The 16,590-nt window shown below is 42.3% G+C and carries 19 protein-coding genes; 7 read left to right on the top strand and 12 right to left on the bottom strand.

Features of this window, described 5'->3' with window-relative positions; all coding sequences use genetic code 11:
• Positions 1–33: 33 nt before the first annotated feature.
• Positions 34–750 carry a (Fe-S)-binding protein gene (locus tag M3234_RS11245; RefSeq protein ID WP_262304817.1) on the bottom strand — a complete coding sequence of 239 codons (717 nt, stop codon included), beginning with the start codon at positions 748–750 and terminating at the stop codon, positions 34–36.
• 218 nt (positions 751–968) lie between these two features.
• Between M3234_RS11245 and M3234_RS11250 the strand changes: the two genes are divergently transcribed.
• Positions 969–1,481, top strand: a complete 513-nt coding sequence (locus tag M3234_RS11250; RefSeq protein ID WP_262305008.1) for a DUF3231 family protein — start codon at positions 969–971, stop codon at positions 1,479–1,481.
• Positions 1,482–1,639: 158 nt separating this feature from the next.
• On the opposite strand, the gene M3234_RS11255 is transcribed toward M3234_RS11250, so the two are convergent.
• Complete coding sequence (locus M3234_RS11255; RefSeq protein ID WP_262304818.1) at positions 1,640–1,987, bottom strand: hypothetical protein; 348 nt, start codon at positions 1,985–1,987, stop codon at positions 1,640–1,642.
• A gap of 1,064 nt (positions 1,988–3,051) precedes the next feature.
• Here M3234_RS11255 and M3234_RS11260 point away from each other — a divergent pair.
• From M3234_RS11260 to M3234_RS11270, 3 genes are read left to right on the top strand one after another with little or no spacing between them, the layout of a single operon-like run.
• Complete coding sequence (locus tag M3234_RS11260) at positions 3,052–3,888, top strand: chemotaxis protein (RefSeq protein WP_262304819.1); 837 nt, start codon at positions 3,052–3,054, stop codon at positions 3,886–3,888.
• A 38-nt stretch (positions 3,889–3,926) separates the two neighbouring features.
• The gene (locus M3234_RS11265) at positions 3,927–4,202 is read left to right on the top strand and encodes a hypothetical protein (protein ID WP_262304820.1); all 276 of its coding nucleotides are present in this window, start codon (positions 3,927–3,929) and stop codon (positions 4,200–4,202) included.
• Entirely contained in the window at positions 4,189–4,857 is a 669-nt protein-coding gene (locus M3234_RS11270; protein ID WP_262304821.1) for a hypothetical protein, read from the top strand. Before M3234_RS11265 ends, M3234_RS11270 begins: the two co-directional genes overlap by 14 nt.
• A 66-nt stretch (positions 4,858–4,923) precedes the next feature.
• Here the strand turns inward: M3234_RS11270 and M3234_RS11275 are convergent, their stop codons facing one another.
• Genes M3234_RS11275 through M3234_RS11290 form a run of 4 tightly spaced genes read right to left on the bottom strand, consistent with a single transcriptional unit; the run spans position 4,924 to position 8,637 of the window.
• Positions 4,924–6,354 carry a 6-phospho-beta-glucosidase gene (locus tag M3234_RS11275; protein WP_262304822.1) on the bottom strand — a complete coding sequence of 477 codons (1,431 nt, stop codon included), beginning with the start codon at positions 6,352–6,354 and terminating at the stop codon, positions 4,924–4,926.
• 41 nt (positions 6,355–6,395) lie between these two features.
• Positions 6,396–7,349 (bottom strand): UV DNA damage repair endonuclease UvsE, encoded by a 954-nt coding sequence (uvsE, locus tag M3234_RS11280; protein WP_262304823.1) that lies wholly within the window; start codon positions 7,347–7,349, stop codon positions 6,396–6,398.
• A 12-nt stretch (positions 7,350–7,361) separates the two neighbouring features.
• Positions 7,362–8,390, bottom strand: a complete 1,029-nt coding sequence (splB, locus tag M3234_RS11285) for a spore photoproduct lyase (protein ID WP_262304824.1) — start codon at positions 8,388–8,390, stop codon at positions 7,362–7,364.
• A complete protein-coding gene (locus M3234_RS11290) occupies positions 8,383–8,637 on the bottom strand; it encodes a transcriptional regulator SplA domain-containing protein (RefSeq protein ID WP_262304825.1) in 255 nt (84 codons plus the stop codon). Before M3234_RS11290 ends, splB begins: the two co-directional genes overlap by 8 nt.
• 126 nt (positions 8,638–8,763) lie before the next feature.
• Here M3234_RS11290 and M3234_RS11295 point away from each other — a divergent pair, with 126 nt between their 5' ends.
• Positions 8,764–9,597, top strand: coding sequence for an erythromycin esterase family protein (locus tag M3234_RS11295; RefSeq protein ID WP_464514760.1), 834 nt, complete (start codon positions 8,764–8,766; stop codon positions 9,595–9,597).
• A gap of 69 nt (positions 9,598–9,666) precedes the next feature.
• Here the strand turns inward: M3234_RS11295 and M3234_RS11300 are convergent, their stop codons facing one another.
• The 5 genes from M3234_RS11300 to M3234_RS11320 form a co-directional block, all read right to left on the bottom strand.
• Positions 9,667–9,915, bottom strand: coding sequence for a hypothetical protein (locus tag M3234_RS11300; RefSeq protein WP_262304826.1), 249 nt, complete (start codon positions 9,913–9,915; stop codon positions 9,667–9,669).
• 198 nt (positions 9,916–10,113) lie between these two features.
• Complete coding sequence (locus M3234_RS11305) at positions 10,114–10,998, bottom strand: ROK family protein (protein WP_262304827.1); 885 nt, start codon at positions 10,996–10,998, stop codon at positions 10,114–10,116.
• 44 nt (positions 10,999–11,042) lie between these two features.
• On the bottom strand, positions 11,043–11,408 hold the full coding sequence (locus M3234_RS11310) for a hypothetical protein (RefSeq protein WP_262304828.1): 366 nt from the start codon (positions 11,406–11,408) through the stop codon (positions 11,043–11,045).
• Between the two features lie 112 nt (positions 11,409–11,520).
• Positions 11,521–12,480 (bottom strand): NAD(P)H-dependent flavin oxidoreductase, encoded by a 960-nt coding sequence (locus M3234_RS11315; protein ID WP_262304829.1) that lies wholly within the window; start codon positions 12,478–12,480, stop codon positions 11,521–11,523.
• A 184-nt stretch (positions 12,481–12,664) separates the two neighbouring features.
• Complete coding sequence (locus tag M3234_RS11320; RefSeq protein WP_262304830.1) at positions 12,665–13,213, bottom strand: metallophosphoesterase; 549 nt, start codon at positions 13,211–13,213, stop codon at positions 12,665–12,667.
• Between the two features lie 230 nt (positions 13,214–13,443).
• Between M3234_RS11320 and M3234_RS11325 the strand changes: the two genes are divergently transcribed.
• Positions 13,444–14,778: a glycoside hydrolase family 27 protein gene (locus tag M3234_RS11325; protein WP_262304831.1), complete on the top strand. Its 1,335-nt coding sequence runs from the start codon at positions 13,444–13,446 to the stop codon at positions 14,776–14,778.
• Between the two features lie 319 nt (positions 14,779–15,097).
• On the opposite strand, the gene M3234_RS11330 is transcribed toward M3234_RS11325, so the two are convergent.
• Entirely contained in the window at positions 15,098–15,607 is a 510-nt protein-coding gene (locus M3234_RS11330) for a DUF2935 domain-containing protein (protein WP_262304832.1), read from the bottom strand.
• A gap of 187 nt (positions 15,608–15,794) precedes the next feature.
• Here M3234_RS11330 and M3234_RS11335 point away from each other — a divergent pair, with 187 nt between their 5' ends.
• Positions 15,795–16,541 (top strand): hypothetical protein, encoded by a 747-nt coding sequence (locus tag M3234_RS11335; RefSeq protein WP_262304833.1) that lies wholly within the window; start codon positions 15,795–15,797, stop codon positions 16,539–16,541.
• Positions 16,542–16,590: the final 49 nt, after the last annotated feature.

Consider the following 16,590-nt stretch of genomic DNA (forward strand, 5'->3'; position numbering starts at 1 on the left):
GTATTTCCCCTCCAATCCGCCTTTAATAAAAAATTAACGACTATTCAAAACCTCAGCAATATGCAAAACCCTAATCGGTTTTCCTTGTCTTTGTATACGGCCACCGATATTCATTAAACATCCGGCATCGGCACCGATTAGATATTCCGCTTCCGTTTCCTCCACATGACGCACTTTTTCGTCGACCATCTGCTCGGATATTTGTGCCATTTTTACCGAAAAGGTGCCGCCAAACCCGCAGCATTGTTCCTTTCCCGGCAATTCCGTGAATTTTAGCCCTTTAACATTTTTTAATAGGATCATCGGTGCATCCTTCACGCCAAGCAGTCTTGTCATATGGCAGGAGGTATGATAGGTTACAGCCCCTTCAAAGCTGGCTCCGACATCCTCTATTTTTAAAACATCCACGATAAATTGGGTGAGCTCATAAGTTTTCTCTGCCAACCTCTTGGCTTTTGGTTCCCAAACCGGGTCACCCTCGAATATATCAGGATACTCTTGAAACATATAAGCGCAAGAGCCTGAAGGTGACACTACATAATCCGCATCTTGAAATGTCTCCATCATTACCTTCATCGCTTCTTTGGATTCTTTCACATAACCACTATTATAGGCCGGCTGGCCGCAGCAAACTTGCGACTCCGGAAAATCCACCTCACAGCCAAGCCGTTCTAGCAGCTCTACTATTGCTATCCCTACATGGCTTTGAAACATGTCAACAAGGCAGGTAGCAAATAAACTTACCCTCATTTTTTTACTTCATCTCCTTTTGCAATAAATAGCAAACACATTTATTTGTTTAATTATATTATATTTTCGAAATATTATAATGAAATTATCAAAACGAGCATTTTTAACAATGACATATTACAGAAATTTATTTTTAAAAAATGGATAAACTATCTTTGTGCTTCGGAAAGGAGGCACTTGTGATGAATAAAATTACATATTCACTTAGGAGGTTCAAAATGGGAATTTTAAGCGGCAACCCTAAAGAAGAGCCATTGCACTATGGCGAGGTATTTGATATTTGGGCGTCAGATTTAGGCGGGAATGCGATGATTGCTGGTTTCCAAACGATGGTAAATCATGCCGGGGATGAGGACTTAAAAAAGTTATTAGTAGAAGCTATTGAGTTAGGCCAACAGCACAAGAAGCAAATTGAGGAATTGTTAAAAGAAAATGGCATCGGATTGCCTCCGGCACAACCGGAACCACCGGAAGCATGTTTGGAGGATATTCCAATCGGAGCTAGAATCCCAGACCCTGCCATTGCTGCAACCCTTTCAGCTGATATAGCAGCTGGGCTGGTTATGTGCAGTCAAATTATCGGAAAATCGATTAGAGAAGATGTTGCGATGATGTATACCCAATTCCATAATCAAAAAGTTGCTTTAGGGGCAAAAGTTCTTCGTTTGAATAAAGAAAAGGGCTGGCTGATTCCGCCTCCATTGCACTTTAACAAACACGGCGACTGTTAGGCCATCTTGCTAAAAAAAGCAGCGACAAACCAAATTTTTCCCAACCTATTACATGAAAAAAGGCCGAGTCCCCTCAGTCTTTTTTCATTTTTTTCTTATGCACGGTTAGAAGCATAAAAAAGAGCTGTCGACCAGCTATCACAACCTTTTATATTTGTTTACGTTTTCTGACCATCACTCCTAACGTCAGGATACCAAGTGTGAAAATCAAACTTAAAAAGATATGGTAATAACCGCGAAGTTCCTCCATGATCATTAAAACGGATAGATAGATGAGGGTTCCGGCTCCTCCATAAACCGGAACTTGGATATTTTAGGATTACGGTTGATAAAAACGAGCTAGTTCGAACTACTCCCGATGATTGACCACACCAAAACACGTTTCCTTTTTTCGATTCGATTGGAAGTTCACGGACCACGATTCCGATAATCAAGGCACTGTCCACACTCATAATTAAATTGATGAAGATGACTTTCAATAAATCAATAAATAGATTGACGTCCATCGACTTGGTTCTCCTCATAAAAAACACATTTAGTACTATATTATTCTGTAAATATTTAAAAAGAAGGGTTTTTCTGACTAAATACTGAGCACCACAAAAAAGCTGTGTATACTCAGCTACACTGTAGAAGAAATCTTACCAAGCGCGATATATGAACATCTCTAATGACGTGTTTGAGAAAAGATCAGAGTCAAACGCGTTATAAGAACGACTCTTATGACTTGTTTGAGGTAAAATCAGAGTCAAACGCGTTATGAGAGCGACTCTTATGACTTGTTTGAGAAAAAATCAGAGTCAAACGCGTTATAAGAGCGACTCTTATGACTTGTTTGAGAAAAAATCAGAGTCAAACGCGTTATGAGAACGACTCTTATGACTTGTTTGAGGTAAAATCAGAATCAAACGCGTTATAAGAGCGACTCTTATGACTTGTTTGAGAAAAAATCAGAGTCAAACGCGTTATAAGAGCGACTCTTATGACTTGTTTGAGGTAAAATTAAAGTCAAACGCGTTATAGGAACGACTCTTATGACTTGTTTGAGGAAAGATCAGAGTCAAACGCGTTATAAGAGCGACTCTTATGACTTGTTTGAGAAAAAATCAGAGTCAAACGCGTTATAAGAGCGACTCTTATGACTTGTTTGAGGTAAAATCAGAGTCAAACGCGTTATGAGAGCGACTCTTATGACTTGTTTGAGAAAAAATCAGAGTCAAACGCGTTATAAGAGCGACTCTTATTACGCGTTTGAGGTAAAATTAAAGTCAAACGCGTTATAGGAACGACTCTTATGACATGTTTGAGGAAAGATCAGAAGTCAAACGCGTTATAGGAACGACTCTTATGACATGTTTTTTGATTATTCAGTTTCCTAAGCATCGAAATTCCTCCACTATTTAAACCTTAAATTCAACTATTTCGAATTCGAGATAATTCTAAACTTACTCTGAGTTTTGTTAAAACAACGACAATCTTACCAGTCTTTTTTTCCAGCAAATCCGTATATACATAATGAATACCTATTACAAAAGTCCTTTTCAGGATAGTTAAAAAGGTGGGAACCAGCTTGAAAAAAATTGCGATTGCCATTATTCATGGTATCGGCAGACAGGACAAAGAGTTTGCAAGAGAAATGATAGAATTGCTAAAAAGTCATTTTGCCAGCAAGGCAGGAAATCTGGTGAAGGATCCGTCTTCACAGCTCATTTTTCAGCCGATTCACTGGTCAAAGCTATTAGAAGAACGAGAGGAAGATTTGTATAAAAAAATTGTCCATGACCCAAGACTTGATTATCAGGGACTCCGAAAATTTTTTATTCATTATTTAGGAGACGTGATTGCCTACCAGCCTGTAGAGTCTGCGAAGCATAATTACGGGAGAATCCATGAAAGTATCCGCGAAAATCTAAACACCCTTGCCAAAAACGCCGGAGGTTATGCGCCTTTATGCGTTATTTCCCATAGTTTAGGTTCTGTGCTTGCCAGCAATTATTTCTATGATATGCAATCCAAACAGGTGGAAGGCACCCCATCCGCCTTGGAAAAAGGCGATACGCTGGCACTTTTCTATACATTGGGGACAGCCCTGCCATTGTGGAGCTTGCGCTATCATAATTTTGACCGACCGCTAAATATCCCCTCACCTAAACTTAACACATACTATCCAAGTGTTATGGGTGAATGGGTAAACTTTTATGACAAAGATGATATTCTGGGCTATCCATTAAAAGCAATAAACGAAGTCTACCAAGATGCGGTTACGGAAGATAGGCAGGTAAATGTAGGTAATATATTAACAAATTGGAACCCATTATGCCACACCAGTTATTTTACAGACAAAGACGTCATTGATGGAATTGTTGACGGGCTGATCCGAACATGGAGGCAGGTAAATAATCGATAATTTAGTAGAGTCGGAACATGGCGTTCCGATTTTTTTAATTGAAAAACTGCGAATATTTTGTCAATTCTGCAGGAGAAGCGATTGGACGCGTAAGAGGAGACAATAAGAATTTCTTCCCGGAATACTACGTGATTCCGACAAATGACAAGGAACAAAAAAATAATTATGAAGCCCACAAGATGGTAGAATACCTGCTTCGCAACGGCGTAAAAGTGGAACAAACGACAAAAAACATCAATGTTAATGGGACCATGTATCCTAAAGGAACTGGGGACTTCGAACCCTGTAAAAAGAGAAATTTTGAAAAAGCCTAAAGTAGCGGTACTCGGTTCTTCACAATTGATTTTCTCGCTAAAGGAACTGGGATTTGACCTAGTAGGTCAAGCTGAGGCAGACATCATTATTAGTGATGGCTCTACCTTCAGTCCAAGCACAATCTCAGGAAAATCATTTGTAGGGATTGGTTCTTCTGCTATGCGTGCGGTGAAAAACAGTGGAGTCCTCCCAGGGTTGGATTATGCGGCTACCGGAAATGGCCATGAAGGTCTAATTAAAGCCGTCGTGAATGATCACGTATTGACTTCCGGTTATCAGAAGGATGAACTACTTTATACTACTTGGGGTGCATGGATCACTTCTGTTCCCGAAGATGCCGAGGTATTAGCAACCTTCAGCAACTCTGATGATTTCTATGTGGCCGGATGGTGGCCAAAACACGAGAAAGCAAAGGGCCAAATACTTGCCATTACGAAAAACTTTGAAGACTCTACAATCACCTTGTTTGCCAACGACCTAGCCTTTAGAGCCCATACCCAGTACAGCTACCGCTTATTGGCGAATAGCATCTATGCATCAGTAGGGACAGAGGTTCTGAAGAAAGGCAAAGGAAAAGTGAACGGTAAAGAAGTGAAGGCTGAAAATAACAAGGCCGATAAATCCTTCTTTGAAATTGGCAGAGACCGAGACTAAAGCTTGAAATGGGGCCGCCCCAAGAGTGTTTCAAACTCTTGGGACAGCCCCATATTTATTATGCTTCTAGACCTCTTCCCCATTCGTAGCGATAACCCGCTTATACCAATCGAACGATTCCTTTTTCGATCTTTCCATTGAGCCGTTTCCTTCATTATCACGGTCCACATAGATAAACCCATAACGCTTTTTCATTTCTCCTGTTGTAAATGAAACGCAGTCAATGCAGCCCCACGGCGTATAGCCCATGACATCCACCCCATCGAGGTCAATTGCCTTTTTCATTTCTTTAATATGTGCACCTAGGTAGTCGATGCGATAATTATCATGAACGGTGCCGTTTTCTTCCTTCACATCGATGGCTCCAAAGCCGTTCTCAACAATAAATAGTGGCAGCTCGTAACGTTCGTATAATTGATTCAAGGAATAACGCAATCCAACCGGGTCAATCTGCCAGCCCCAATCAGATGCCTTTACATAAGGATTTTTCACGCTGACGCTTGAACCAACTACATGATCAGTGCCTTGTTCATTCACGCCGCTTTTGACAGCATCTGACATATAATAGCTAAGCCCTATGTAATCCACTGTTCCTTCTGCCAAAATCTTGTCATCTCCTGGCTCCATTTTGATGTCGAAGCCCTTTCGTTCCCATTCCTTTAGGGCGTAATTAGGATAGTGCCCTCTGCAGTGTATATCGGCAAAGAACCAGCGGGCATGCATGGATTCAACTTGAAGCATCATGTCATCCGGGTTGCAGGAATATGGATAAATCGGAACAAAGGCAATCATACAGCCAATTTCAAAATCAGGATTAATCTGATGCCCTGCCTTCACCACCATGGCACTAGCGACAAGCTGGTGGTGTGCCGACTGGTACATTACCTCTTCCGGATTCTCTCCATCTTCCACTCGAACTCCAGAATTGGTCCACAAAAAGATTGGATTATCGGTATTCATTTGGTTGTTGATTTCATTAAAGGTCATCCAATATTTCACTTTATTTTTATAACGCTCCATGACCGTGGTGGAGTAGCGGACGAAGAAATCAACCAGTTTCCGATTGCGCCAGCCGCCATATTCTTTTGCCAGATGGTACGGCACTTCAAAATGGCTTAAGGTAATGACTGGTTCGATGCCATGCTTTAACAATTCATCAAACATGTCATCATAAAATTGCAATCCTTCTTCGTTTGGTTTCATTTCATCCCCTTTTGGAAAAATCCTAGTCCAATTAATGCTCGTCCGAAAACATTTAAAGCCCATTTCCGCAAATAACGCGATATCTTGTTTATAGCGCCCATAAAAATCGATCGCCATATGATTTGGATAATATTTGCCTTCAACAATTCCATCGGTAATTCCCCTAGGTACACCATGAGCACCCGCTGTCATCACATCGGCAACACTCGGTCCTTTACCGTCTTTATTCCAACCGCCTTCGACCTGATGGGCTGCAACCGCACCGCCCCATAAAAAATCTTTTGGAAAAGTCATTTCGATTTCCTCCTCTAAAAATTATCTAGGACATCTTAAGTTTACCACTCCACCGCCGAGCTAGTAATCCGTTTCACCCCGCGAATGGAAGCTACTTCTTCAACAAGCCTCTGCATCGCCAAATTTTTCTGCTTCGCCTCAATCATAATATCAAAGTCCTGGTTTAGCTCCTTGGCCATTTTAAAAAATGGCAGGACAAATTCTAAAGAAACAAAGTCCGCATGAGACCGAAATTCCTTTTCGGACTTGGGTGAAGAGATATGAACTTTCGGTACATTTTTCGTATGATTCCATGTGTCAAAAATACGCGGCAAATAATCTTCTAGGGCAACTTCCCCTTTATTCGCCATAAAGTGATGGTAATCGAGAACCATCGGAACGTTTTCCTGTTCACAAACAAGCAGTGTTTCTTCCACATTATACGTTTTGTCATCATTTTCAAGCGTCATATGTTTTTTGAAATCGTTCGGCAGCTTCTTTAAATTTTTGTGGAACCGGATTAAAGAAGTTTCTTTATCCCCATAGGCTCCTCCAATATGGATATTGATGACTCCCTTTTCCAGCCCGTTCATGGCTTGGAGCATTTTGTAGTGATACTCCATGTCCTTAACGGCATTATCGGTGACCTCTTCACGAGGACTGGTGAAAAGCGTAAATTGATTTGGATGGAAGCTAGGCCGAATCTGAAATTTTTGAATCAATTGGCCAAGCTCCTTCCATTCCTTTTTAAACGGGGTGATGAAATCCCACATCACTTCCGGATGGGTTGCCAATGGTACGAGCCCGCTCGAAAACCGATACAATTCGATTTCATGAGCGATATTATAATAGAGAATTCTTTTCGTATGGGTTAAATTTTGGGCTGTTACCCATTTCAGCGTATCGATTCGCTCATTTTTTGGAAGCTTACCGTATCGAGTAAACGTCAATGTTTTTGAAGGACTGGCATCCCAGAGGTCCAATGCTGTGGCCACATATCCGAATCGTATTTTCATCAAGGTACCTCTTTACGTGAAATATTCGATTTTTGCCTCTGGAAAATAGGTATGGATATAGCCGCCGAGGGTGTCCTTTATGTCTTCCTGCTCCGAATCTGTGTACACATATTTGCCAATTCCATACTTTCCCCATTTATATTTCCGTTTTGATTCATCCAGTTCCAATTTGGTCATTGGATAATTTTTTTCAATGACACGTTTGGCAGGCTTGGTAAAGCGATGTTGAATCATTTCAAAGGTTAAATCTCTTTTAGCGGCAGCGGGCAGTTGAGCCTCCAATTTTTCAAACATTTCCTTATAGCCCTCTTTCCAGCCATCATGCAAATAAATCGGGGCAATGATAAACCCCAATGGATAGCCGGCCTGGGCCACCTTCCCCGCCGCCTCGATTCTTTCATCCCTTCTTGATGTGCCTGGTTCAAACGTCTTGATGATGTATTCGTCATTCATACTAAATCGAAACCGCGTCCGGCCATTATGCTTGGCATCAAGCAGGTGATCGACATGAGCAAATTTCGTGACAAAACGGAGTTTCCCATATTCTGATTGTCCGAAAAACTCAATCGCTTTCTTAAGGGTATGGGTTAAATGATCGACCCCCACGATATCGGAAGTACAGGAAGCTTCAAATCTGGTTGGTTCGGGGGCACGTTCCTTCATGTACTTCTCGGCAGCCTCAAAAATATCATCAATATTTACGTATGTACGGATGTATGGTTTACTTCCCATCGTTGTCTGCAGGTAGCAATAATGGCAATGTCCCATACAGCCCGTTACAAATGGAATCGCATATTCCGCAGAAGGTTTTGAGGTATCAAATTTCAGGGTCTTTCTGATACCTACTACCAGGGTGGATTTGGCAATCCGATACCGTTGAAAATCGGTATCCCCCGGCAAATTTCGAATTTGGTTGTGCGAGGTCGTTTCCCTCACTTCAATGCCCATATCGGTAAATTTATCCACCAATTCTTTCCCTAAAGGATAATCCAAGGCTGCCGGTTCAACATAAACAAGCTGTGGGACAAATGGCTTAACCATAATAATAATCCTCGATTTCTGTTTGGCCAAAGGCTTCCTGATAAGCATGTTCTGCCTCGCTAGCACTCGAAAAAACTGCTACTTCATCATTTAATGGATAGAAGGTTTCATACACAAATAATGCTAAATCGCCCGGGGAATCGGGGTTCTGGACAACGGCCGCTTCCTGAACGTTCGCGACGTCCTGAGCATGCGGGTTTCGAATAATGACGTAGACAATTTGCCCTGGTTGAAAGGCTTGATTCATGGTCGTGTCAACTCCTTAAATACATTTTGCTTAGTTTCTCCTAAGCTGAGTTCGTTCATCCTTTCGTTTAAATTAGACTTAATGGAAAATAATATCTTTTAAAAGAAGCAAATGGTGGGGTGCCAAATGAAGAAAAATGTCATTGGAGCAATTCGAGATCACGCAATACCGTTAACAGGTATCGACGATTTACAGCCACTTTTGGATGAGATTAAGAACGTCCCATATGTTTTACTGGGTGAGTCCTCACATGGTACATCCGAGTATTACAAGATTCGCGCGGAACTGACTAAAAAATTGATTGTTGAGAAAGGCTTCACCTTTATAGTGGTTGAGGGCGATTGGCCGGCCTGTCAGGAAGTAAACCGCTATATTAAAGGCTATACCTCTGACGATTCTGATGCCTATGAGGTGTTACGGTCGTTTAACCGCTGGCCGACCTGGATGTGGGCCAATGAAGAATTAATGGATCTAGTGGAGTGGCTAAAAACTTATAATCAGGCGCTGCCTCAGGAACAGAAGGTAGGTTTTTATGGAGTTGACGTGTATAGTTTGTGGGAGTCGATGGAAGAGATTCTTAGCTATTTGAAAAAAATCAATTCATTTGACCTCGAAGCCGCCAAGAAAGCGTTCGCCTGTTTCGAACCATTTAACCGCGAACCGCAAATGTATGGGGTTTCCGCTTCTTTATATGCTGAAGGCTGTCGCGATGAAGTAATTAGGCTTTTAAGGGATATTGTCCTTAATAAGAAGAAATATGGAAGCACGGAGGAAAGCGCTTTGGTGCTCGGATTGGGCACCGGGCGATTGGGGTTGTTTATAATCCGCAGTATGAGCAATTTGGAAATTATGTTCCTTCGGTTATGTCTGAGAGGTACGATGCTTTTATTTTTGTTAGTTCAACCAATGCGCTGCAGCCGCTGGAGGTTGAAAGAGTGTTTGTTTGACGGGTTTTGTTAGTTGGGGGGGGTCTACTTGACCATGAGCTCTTAAAATCTAGCTCTACTGTCTCGGAGACCCTGTGTATTTTTATAAGACCAATACATATTGTACTTGATTAGGCGAGATGGCTGTTACGGCGTGAATGCGATACCCAATACTAAGCAGCTGGGATAATGTTTCGGCACAATTAGGACGTGCGGTCTCGATGGGTGCATGATAGCTTTTATATAAATTGATAAATTGATTATCCTTAGTACAGTTCAGCAAAATGACGTGTCTGCCGGTCCACGCCTGCCCGATGATCGGCTGTGGTTGTATACGTCTTATTCGTCTCAACTCCATACACCCTTTCCTAATTGATACCCTAGTTTATGTATAAAACCCAGTCCTGGTTCAAAATTACTGACTAGGATTATTTCTGTTCCTTTATATACCCGGTAGAGGGTTTTTGAGGATAATCCGAGATAAATTCTAGGGTGTTTGTCCTCATAGAGGCTTCATGAGGACATTTCAAGTTTCAGGGACATTTTAATATTATCTATTTAAGTAGTGATACAGCGCCCCATAAAGATTGGCATCATTTCGGTATTCGCACAGCACCAGATTCGGTGATGCGGCATGATGTGGATTATTCTTTTTTATTTCTTTAATCGCCCAGTTCAGCCTGTCGAGCAAGATTGGCTGGGAACTGATGCCTCCGCCAATCGCAAATAGTTCAGGGTCAAGGATATACTGCAGATTTAGAATCTGAACTGCCAAATGAAGGCAATACTCGTCGAATATGGCCATGGCGTCCGCGTCCTGCTGGTTGATAAATTCAAAGACAGCCTCGCCATCATTGAGATTTTCGAGCTGCTTTAGTTTCGCAATTTGCTGAACCATGCGCACAGCCGAACACTCATATCCAACAAAACTTGCCTTTTTCGAAGTCGGATCAAACCCATTCATCACATAACTAACTTCCCCAGCGGATAGGTTCACGCCTCGGTGGACTTTTCCATCCATGATAATGCCACCGCCAACACCGCTTCCAAGCACCAATACGATGGCATCCTTTTTCCCTCTCACACTTCCCAGCCATAATTCCGCCATGGCCGCGCATTTTCCGTCATTTTCAATCGACACACTTTTACCGTATTTCCCCCCAAGGATTTTGACCAGATTTACCTCATGCAAGAAAGGAAAAGAACCTCCCTGATAAATGGTGCCTGTGTCAATATCAATGATACCCGGGCAGCTGATGGCAATCCCGTCAATGACTGATAAATCCTGCTCTTCAATAATCGAAAAAAGCATTTGTTCAAAGTCGGCCAAGTTGGTTCTTGGTGCCGGTTTTTTATTTTTATCGAAAATTGTCCCTGCCTCATCCATTAATGCATATTTGGCAAAAGTCCCGCCGATGTCGATAACTAAGTACATGGTCTTCCTCCTGATGTATACATGATTATTAATTCTACCACGGTTTATTTTTGATTTGGAACAAAGTTTGTGAATGATCGGCTGAGGCTCTTCAAGGTGTGGAGTCTGGCCGTCAACAGGAATAAATCATCATAGTTATTGTTAACGTATTCCTCAATGATGGTAAGTCCTTTAATAAACCAATCTACTAAATAATGGGTATATTTTTCATCCCAATCAAACTGATTGATTCTTAGCAGTTCATCAGCGATAATTTGAAACTTGTATTCTTCGACTAGGAGTTTAATTTGAAACAACCTATCAGGATGAAACTTTCTGCTATGTTTATTTTCATAATGTTTTTGGACAAATTTTATTAAATCGTTCATATTCTCAGCAAGCATAATCGCCTTTTGCCTCTCAAAGTTCATTATTCCAGCTCCTCAAATTAATCTACTAAAAATTGTATGTTCCCCCCCTTAAACCTAATACAAAAAGACGAGGCTACCCGAAGGCAATCTCGTCTCTACCATTAATAGATTATCAAACCAATTGTAGTCTCTCTCTTGCAGCTGCATATTCTTCGTAGAGCTTGTCAACAAATTCTCCCGCGCCAGTGATATCGCGAATAACGCCAATTCCCTGACCGCATCCCCAAATATCCTTCCATGCCTTTGTCTTCGCATCTCCGGAAAAACTCATCTTGGATGGATCGCTCTCCGGGAGGTTTTCTGGATCCAGACCCGCTTTCCTGATGGACGGTGCCAAATAGTTTCCGTGGACACCCGTAAACAGATTGCTATACACGATATCGTCAGAGGTTGATTCGACGATGGTTTGCTTATATTCCTCGACTGCATTGGCTTCGTGTGTCGCAATAAACGGGGACCCGATATACGCAAAATCAGCTCCCATGGCTTGCGCTGCCAGTACCGCACCTCCAGTGGCGATGGAACCCGATAGCGCCAGTGGCCCGTTGAACCACTCGCGGATTTCCTGAATTAAGGCAAACGGGCTCTTAACCCCAGCATGACCGCCGGCGCCAGTTGCCACTGCAATCAGACCATCTGCCCCTTTTTCAACGGCCTTATGAGCAAACTTATTATTGATGACATCGTGCATCACGATTCCGCCATAACTATGTATTGCGGTATTGACATCCTCACGTGCCCCTAAGGACGTGATAATCAATGGAACCTTATACTTTATGCACATTTCTACATCGTGTTCAAGCCGGTCATTGGACTTATGAACAATTTGGTTAATCGCAAACGGTGCGGCAGGCCGGTCGGGATTTTTGGCATTGTACGCTGCCAATTCCTCCGTGATTTCTGAGAGCCATTCGTCAAGCATTGCGGCAGGCCGTGCATTCAGTGCCGGCATGGAACCGACAATACCTGCTTTGCACTGGGCAATGACCAATTTCGGATTACTAATGATAAAAAGCGGCGCCCCGATTACTGGCATACGTAAACCTTGAAGAATCGATGGAATGTTTGACAATTTTTCTCTCTCCCTTTTTAAAAAGTTTTTAATACTGCTTCTGTACTGAACTCGTCACCGTTTATAATCAGCGCATTGAGCTGGCCGCCAAAAGCGCACCCGCCATCAATACCGATGACCCGGTTCGTACCGAAATAAACTTCATTACTTTTATGAAGTCTTCTCGTCGGTGTATGGCCGAAAACTACCGTCTCTTGGCCATTGTATTCATAAATAAATTCGTCCCGAAGATGGAGAAACTCTGTCCTAGTTGTTTTTTCCAGCCCTTTCTTCGGATTGATTCCCGCATGGACAAAAATAAAATCTGATTCCTGTTTAAATAACGGGCAGGATTGCAAGAAGGAAATCTGATGCTGAAAATGATTTTGGATCTTTTTCTAATATCATTTTCCTTATTCTCATCATGCAGCAATTGCGTGTATTCAACCCGTTCGAACTCGATGCGGTCCAGAAAGCTGTTAATAGTGGCGATTCCCCCGGTTTTTCCGTAAAAATAAATGATTTCTTTCCCTTCGAGCCAGCGCAGGAATAGATCGTCATGGTTCCCCAGCAAAGCGGTTGCCCCTTGACTGCACCATTCACCAACCCGCTCGGCCACGTCCAAGCTGTTTGGTCCCGTATCCACATAATCTCCTAGAAAAATGATTTCGCCCGCCACTGCCTTTGTTTTTTCAAGAAGCCGATCAAGCTCGGCAGCACAGCCATGAATATCCGAGATTGCGATTTTCCTCATTATTCACCTCGCCTTTACACTCCATTGCAAGTAACGGATTGTTTTTGGATAAGATATGAAAATCCGTATTCTACATTTTAATATTCAACAATAATTGTTAGAATTCCTTTTATTTTCAAAAAATATCTCTACCTTAAATTGGAACATGTTATTAATCAAATTAATGAGTTTTGATATTATCATAAAATATATATGTCGTGTCATAGATTATACGCTTGGGGGAATGGCTCATGCTTAAGAAGATAATCACCTCATTGTTAACATTCACCATGATCCTTTGTGGCAATTTGCCTTTTTTCTCAATAGAACTAGAAGAAGCAGAAGCCTCATCCTACAACAATTTGGGACAACGCCCGTTTATGGGCTGGAGCAGCTGGAGTTCAATCCGCAAGAATCCTACGGAAGGGAAAATCAAAGCGGCGGCCGATGTTTTGGCCGAGAAATTTAAGTCCCATGGCTACCAGTATGTCAATCTTGATGATTATTATATGCTGGATTGGACCACAACCGTTGATCCTCATGGCAGGTGGAAGGTTGACCGGAAGAAATTCCCAAGCGGTATGAAAGCACTAGGGGACTATATCCACAAAAAAGGATTAAAGTTTGGCCTGTATGTAACATTAGGGATTCCGAAGGGCGCGGTTGATCAAAACACGCCGATTGAAGGAACATCCTACCACGCAAAAGACATCGTAGACTTAAGCAAAGGACAGAAGGTAAATTTTAATTTCAAGAATATGTACGCGATTGATTTTTCGAAGCCAGGGGCACAAGAGTTTATTAATTCCTGGGCAAGGCTGTTTGCTTCCTATGGTGTGGATTACCTAAAAATTGACGGTATCCGTAACGAAGATATCCCTGATGTCGAGGCTTGGGCCAAAGCGCTTCAAAAAACAGGAAGGCCGATTCATGTGGAGCTATCGAACAACCTCGATATAAAGCATGCTGATACCTGGAAGAGATTGTCCAATGGCTGGCGGACCGACCACGATATCGAGGCTTATGGGACACCGTTTCTGACCAATTGGAAAAAGGTATCGCGAAGATTTGATGATGCAGCTATCTGGCAGCCCCACGCCGGGCCAGGCGCTTGGAACGATTTTGATTCACTCAATGTGGCTAACGGTGTAAGAGACGGATTAACAAAAGCCGAGAAACGTTCGTATGTTACCCTTTGGGCGATAGCCGCATCGCAATTTGTGATTGGAAACGACCTGACAAAGCTGGACACCTTCGGAATCAGTCTCTTGACCAATGAGGAAATTATTGGCGTCAACCAAAGCGGGGTTGCCGGGAAACGCTTATATAAGACACCAACGTCTCAGGTGTTTTATCAAGCCCTGCCGGATGGGTCGTACAATGTTGCCCTCTTTAATACAGGTTCCGACAAACAAAATGTAACAGTAAAGTGGGCGGATTTAGGAATCAAAGGTCCGGCCACATTACGAGATCTGTGGAGGCATCATGAATTAGGAAGCATGGAGTCGGGATTTACAGCAAGCCTGTCTGCACATGGTTCCCGGATGATCCGTGTGGTTCCTGGGCCATTACTTACTGATTCTTAAACACGTGGCGCTGCAAGTGTTGAACCCCGAAAAAATTAATACACCAGACTGGGTCATGATGGAGCGGAAAACAAAGGGCTCGATTTGACTAATATCGAATCCGAAAAATGGGTGCGGAATCCTATACGGTTTTTCGAAAAGAGGTTAACTTCCTTAGGTTTAGTAGCGGTTACACACTCTTCCTAAAAACCCAAGACAATCTCAGATTGGGTCTTGACTACTGACATTCCATAGTAAGAGGAATTTGGGTACCCAATCAAGCCTATTAGCGACCGTAACCGCATGGATGGAACCTTTTGGGTAGCCAATGAGTTATTGGTTACCCAAATTTCTTCATAAAATTTTTGCTTTTCTCTATTAATTTCTTTTCAACACCATCCAAAGTAGAGGTAATCGCCTCTGAATGGCCCGCAGCATCCAACAACCACACCTGGTGATGATGCAATTCATGATAAACCGGTGGTACTTGGCCTGCTTTTAAATGCTGTAGTATCCTTAAATATTCCTCCAATTCATTTACCATATGGTTTAAAAAAGTAGGAGTAAGATGGATTTTGATTTTACCGGTAAGGTGTTTTCTGATCAATTCCAATTTAAATTCCCTTAATCCAATGACCTCCGGTTCGGCTTTGGCGGCCAATTGCCCTGTATCAGAGGAACTTGCCTGTCCGAGCAATGTATCAAATACTCTTATAAACGTCTGGGCCTGTTCGATTTCCGCTTGTTGAACCGGTGCAATGCCTTCATAAATAAACCTCGAATGATCACCTAATATTTGCAGCCAGAAACGGTGTTCTAACCCTACTGTCCGCTCCAATCCATCATTCATGGTTTTTGCCTCCCTTTAAAAATTTCCACACTAATTTGATATTTATTCGCTTCAAGTCGTGCATATGTAACAAACGATAAAAATTAACCCCAATAAGCTCCACTATTTGTTATCTCACGACCGGAATAGTTCCAATGAATTGAGCCACTATATATATGTAAGACCAATTTTTAAGGAGATGATTCATTTGCATAAAAGATGGGCAGCTTTGTTATTGACCTCTACCCTTATTGGGTTAACTGGCTGTAATACCGATAATCGAAATACCGGCAATGATACAGGCGATTTCGGCGGGATGAATAACCTCAATAACAACAACTTCTACAATCGTGTTACTGACACAAATAATGGGAATAACGATAGAAACAATGATTTAAACAGAGGCACTACTGGGAGAAATGTTGCCAATCAAGATGTAAGGACCACTCGTGCTATTCGAAATGTTGAACGATTAAGAGAAGTGGAACGGGCCCATGTGGTCATTTATAATAATGTTGCCTGGGTAACTGTCCGTTTGAATAGAGGTCAAGATGATAATGCGACCGGAGACGTTACAGGAACTAGAACCGGAAATCGTGCAAACGACGTAAACAATAATATCGGAATCAACGGCGGCAATACAAATGCGATAATGAATGACAATAACGGAAATACCGGTGCGGGGACCAACGCAAGCATTTACAACAATAATGCGGGTGTCAACGATAATACAGGGGCTGGCACGGATCGGATCACCGGAAACACCACCAACGACAATAACAGAGCGGGCCGAACAGGTACGAGAAGAAACACAACTAATGACATAAACAAGCATAACTGGACAAACGGCACCGACTTTAAAGAAGCGTCCACCCGTTTGGAACAACGAATTGCCGACCAGGTCAGAATTACGGATAAGTCGATCCAAAAAGTTTATATTTCTTACCAACAATAATCAATAGACATCCGTCAATGATATTCCGGAGGTTTTTAACCGATCAAGC

Origin of the sequence: Neobacillus niacini, from assembly GCF_023715785.1 — a bacterium.
Taxonomy (GTDB): Bacteria; Bacillota; Bacilli; order Bacillales; family Cytobacillaceae; genus Neobacillus; species Neobacillus niacini_E.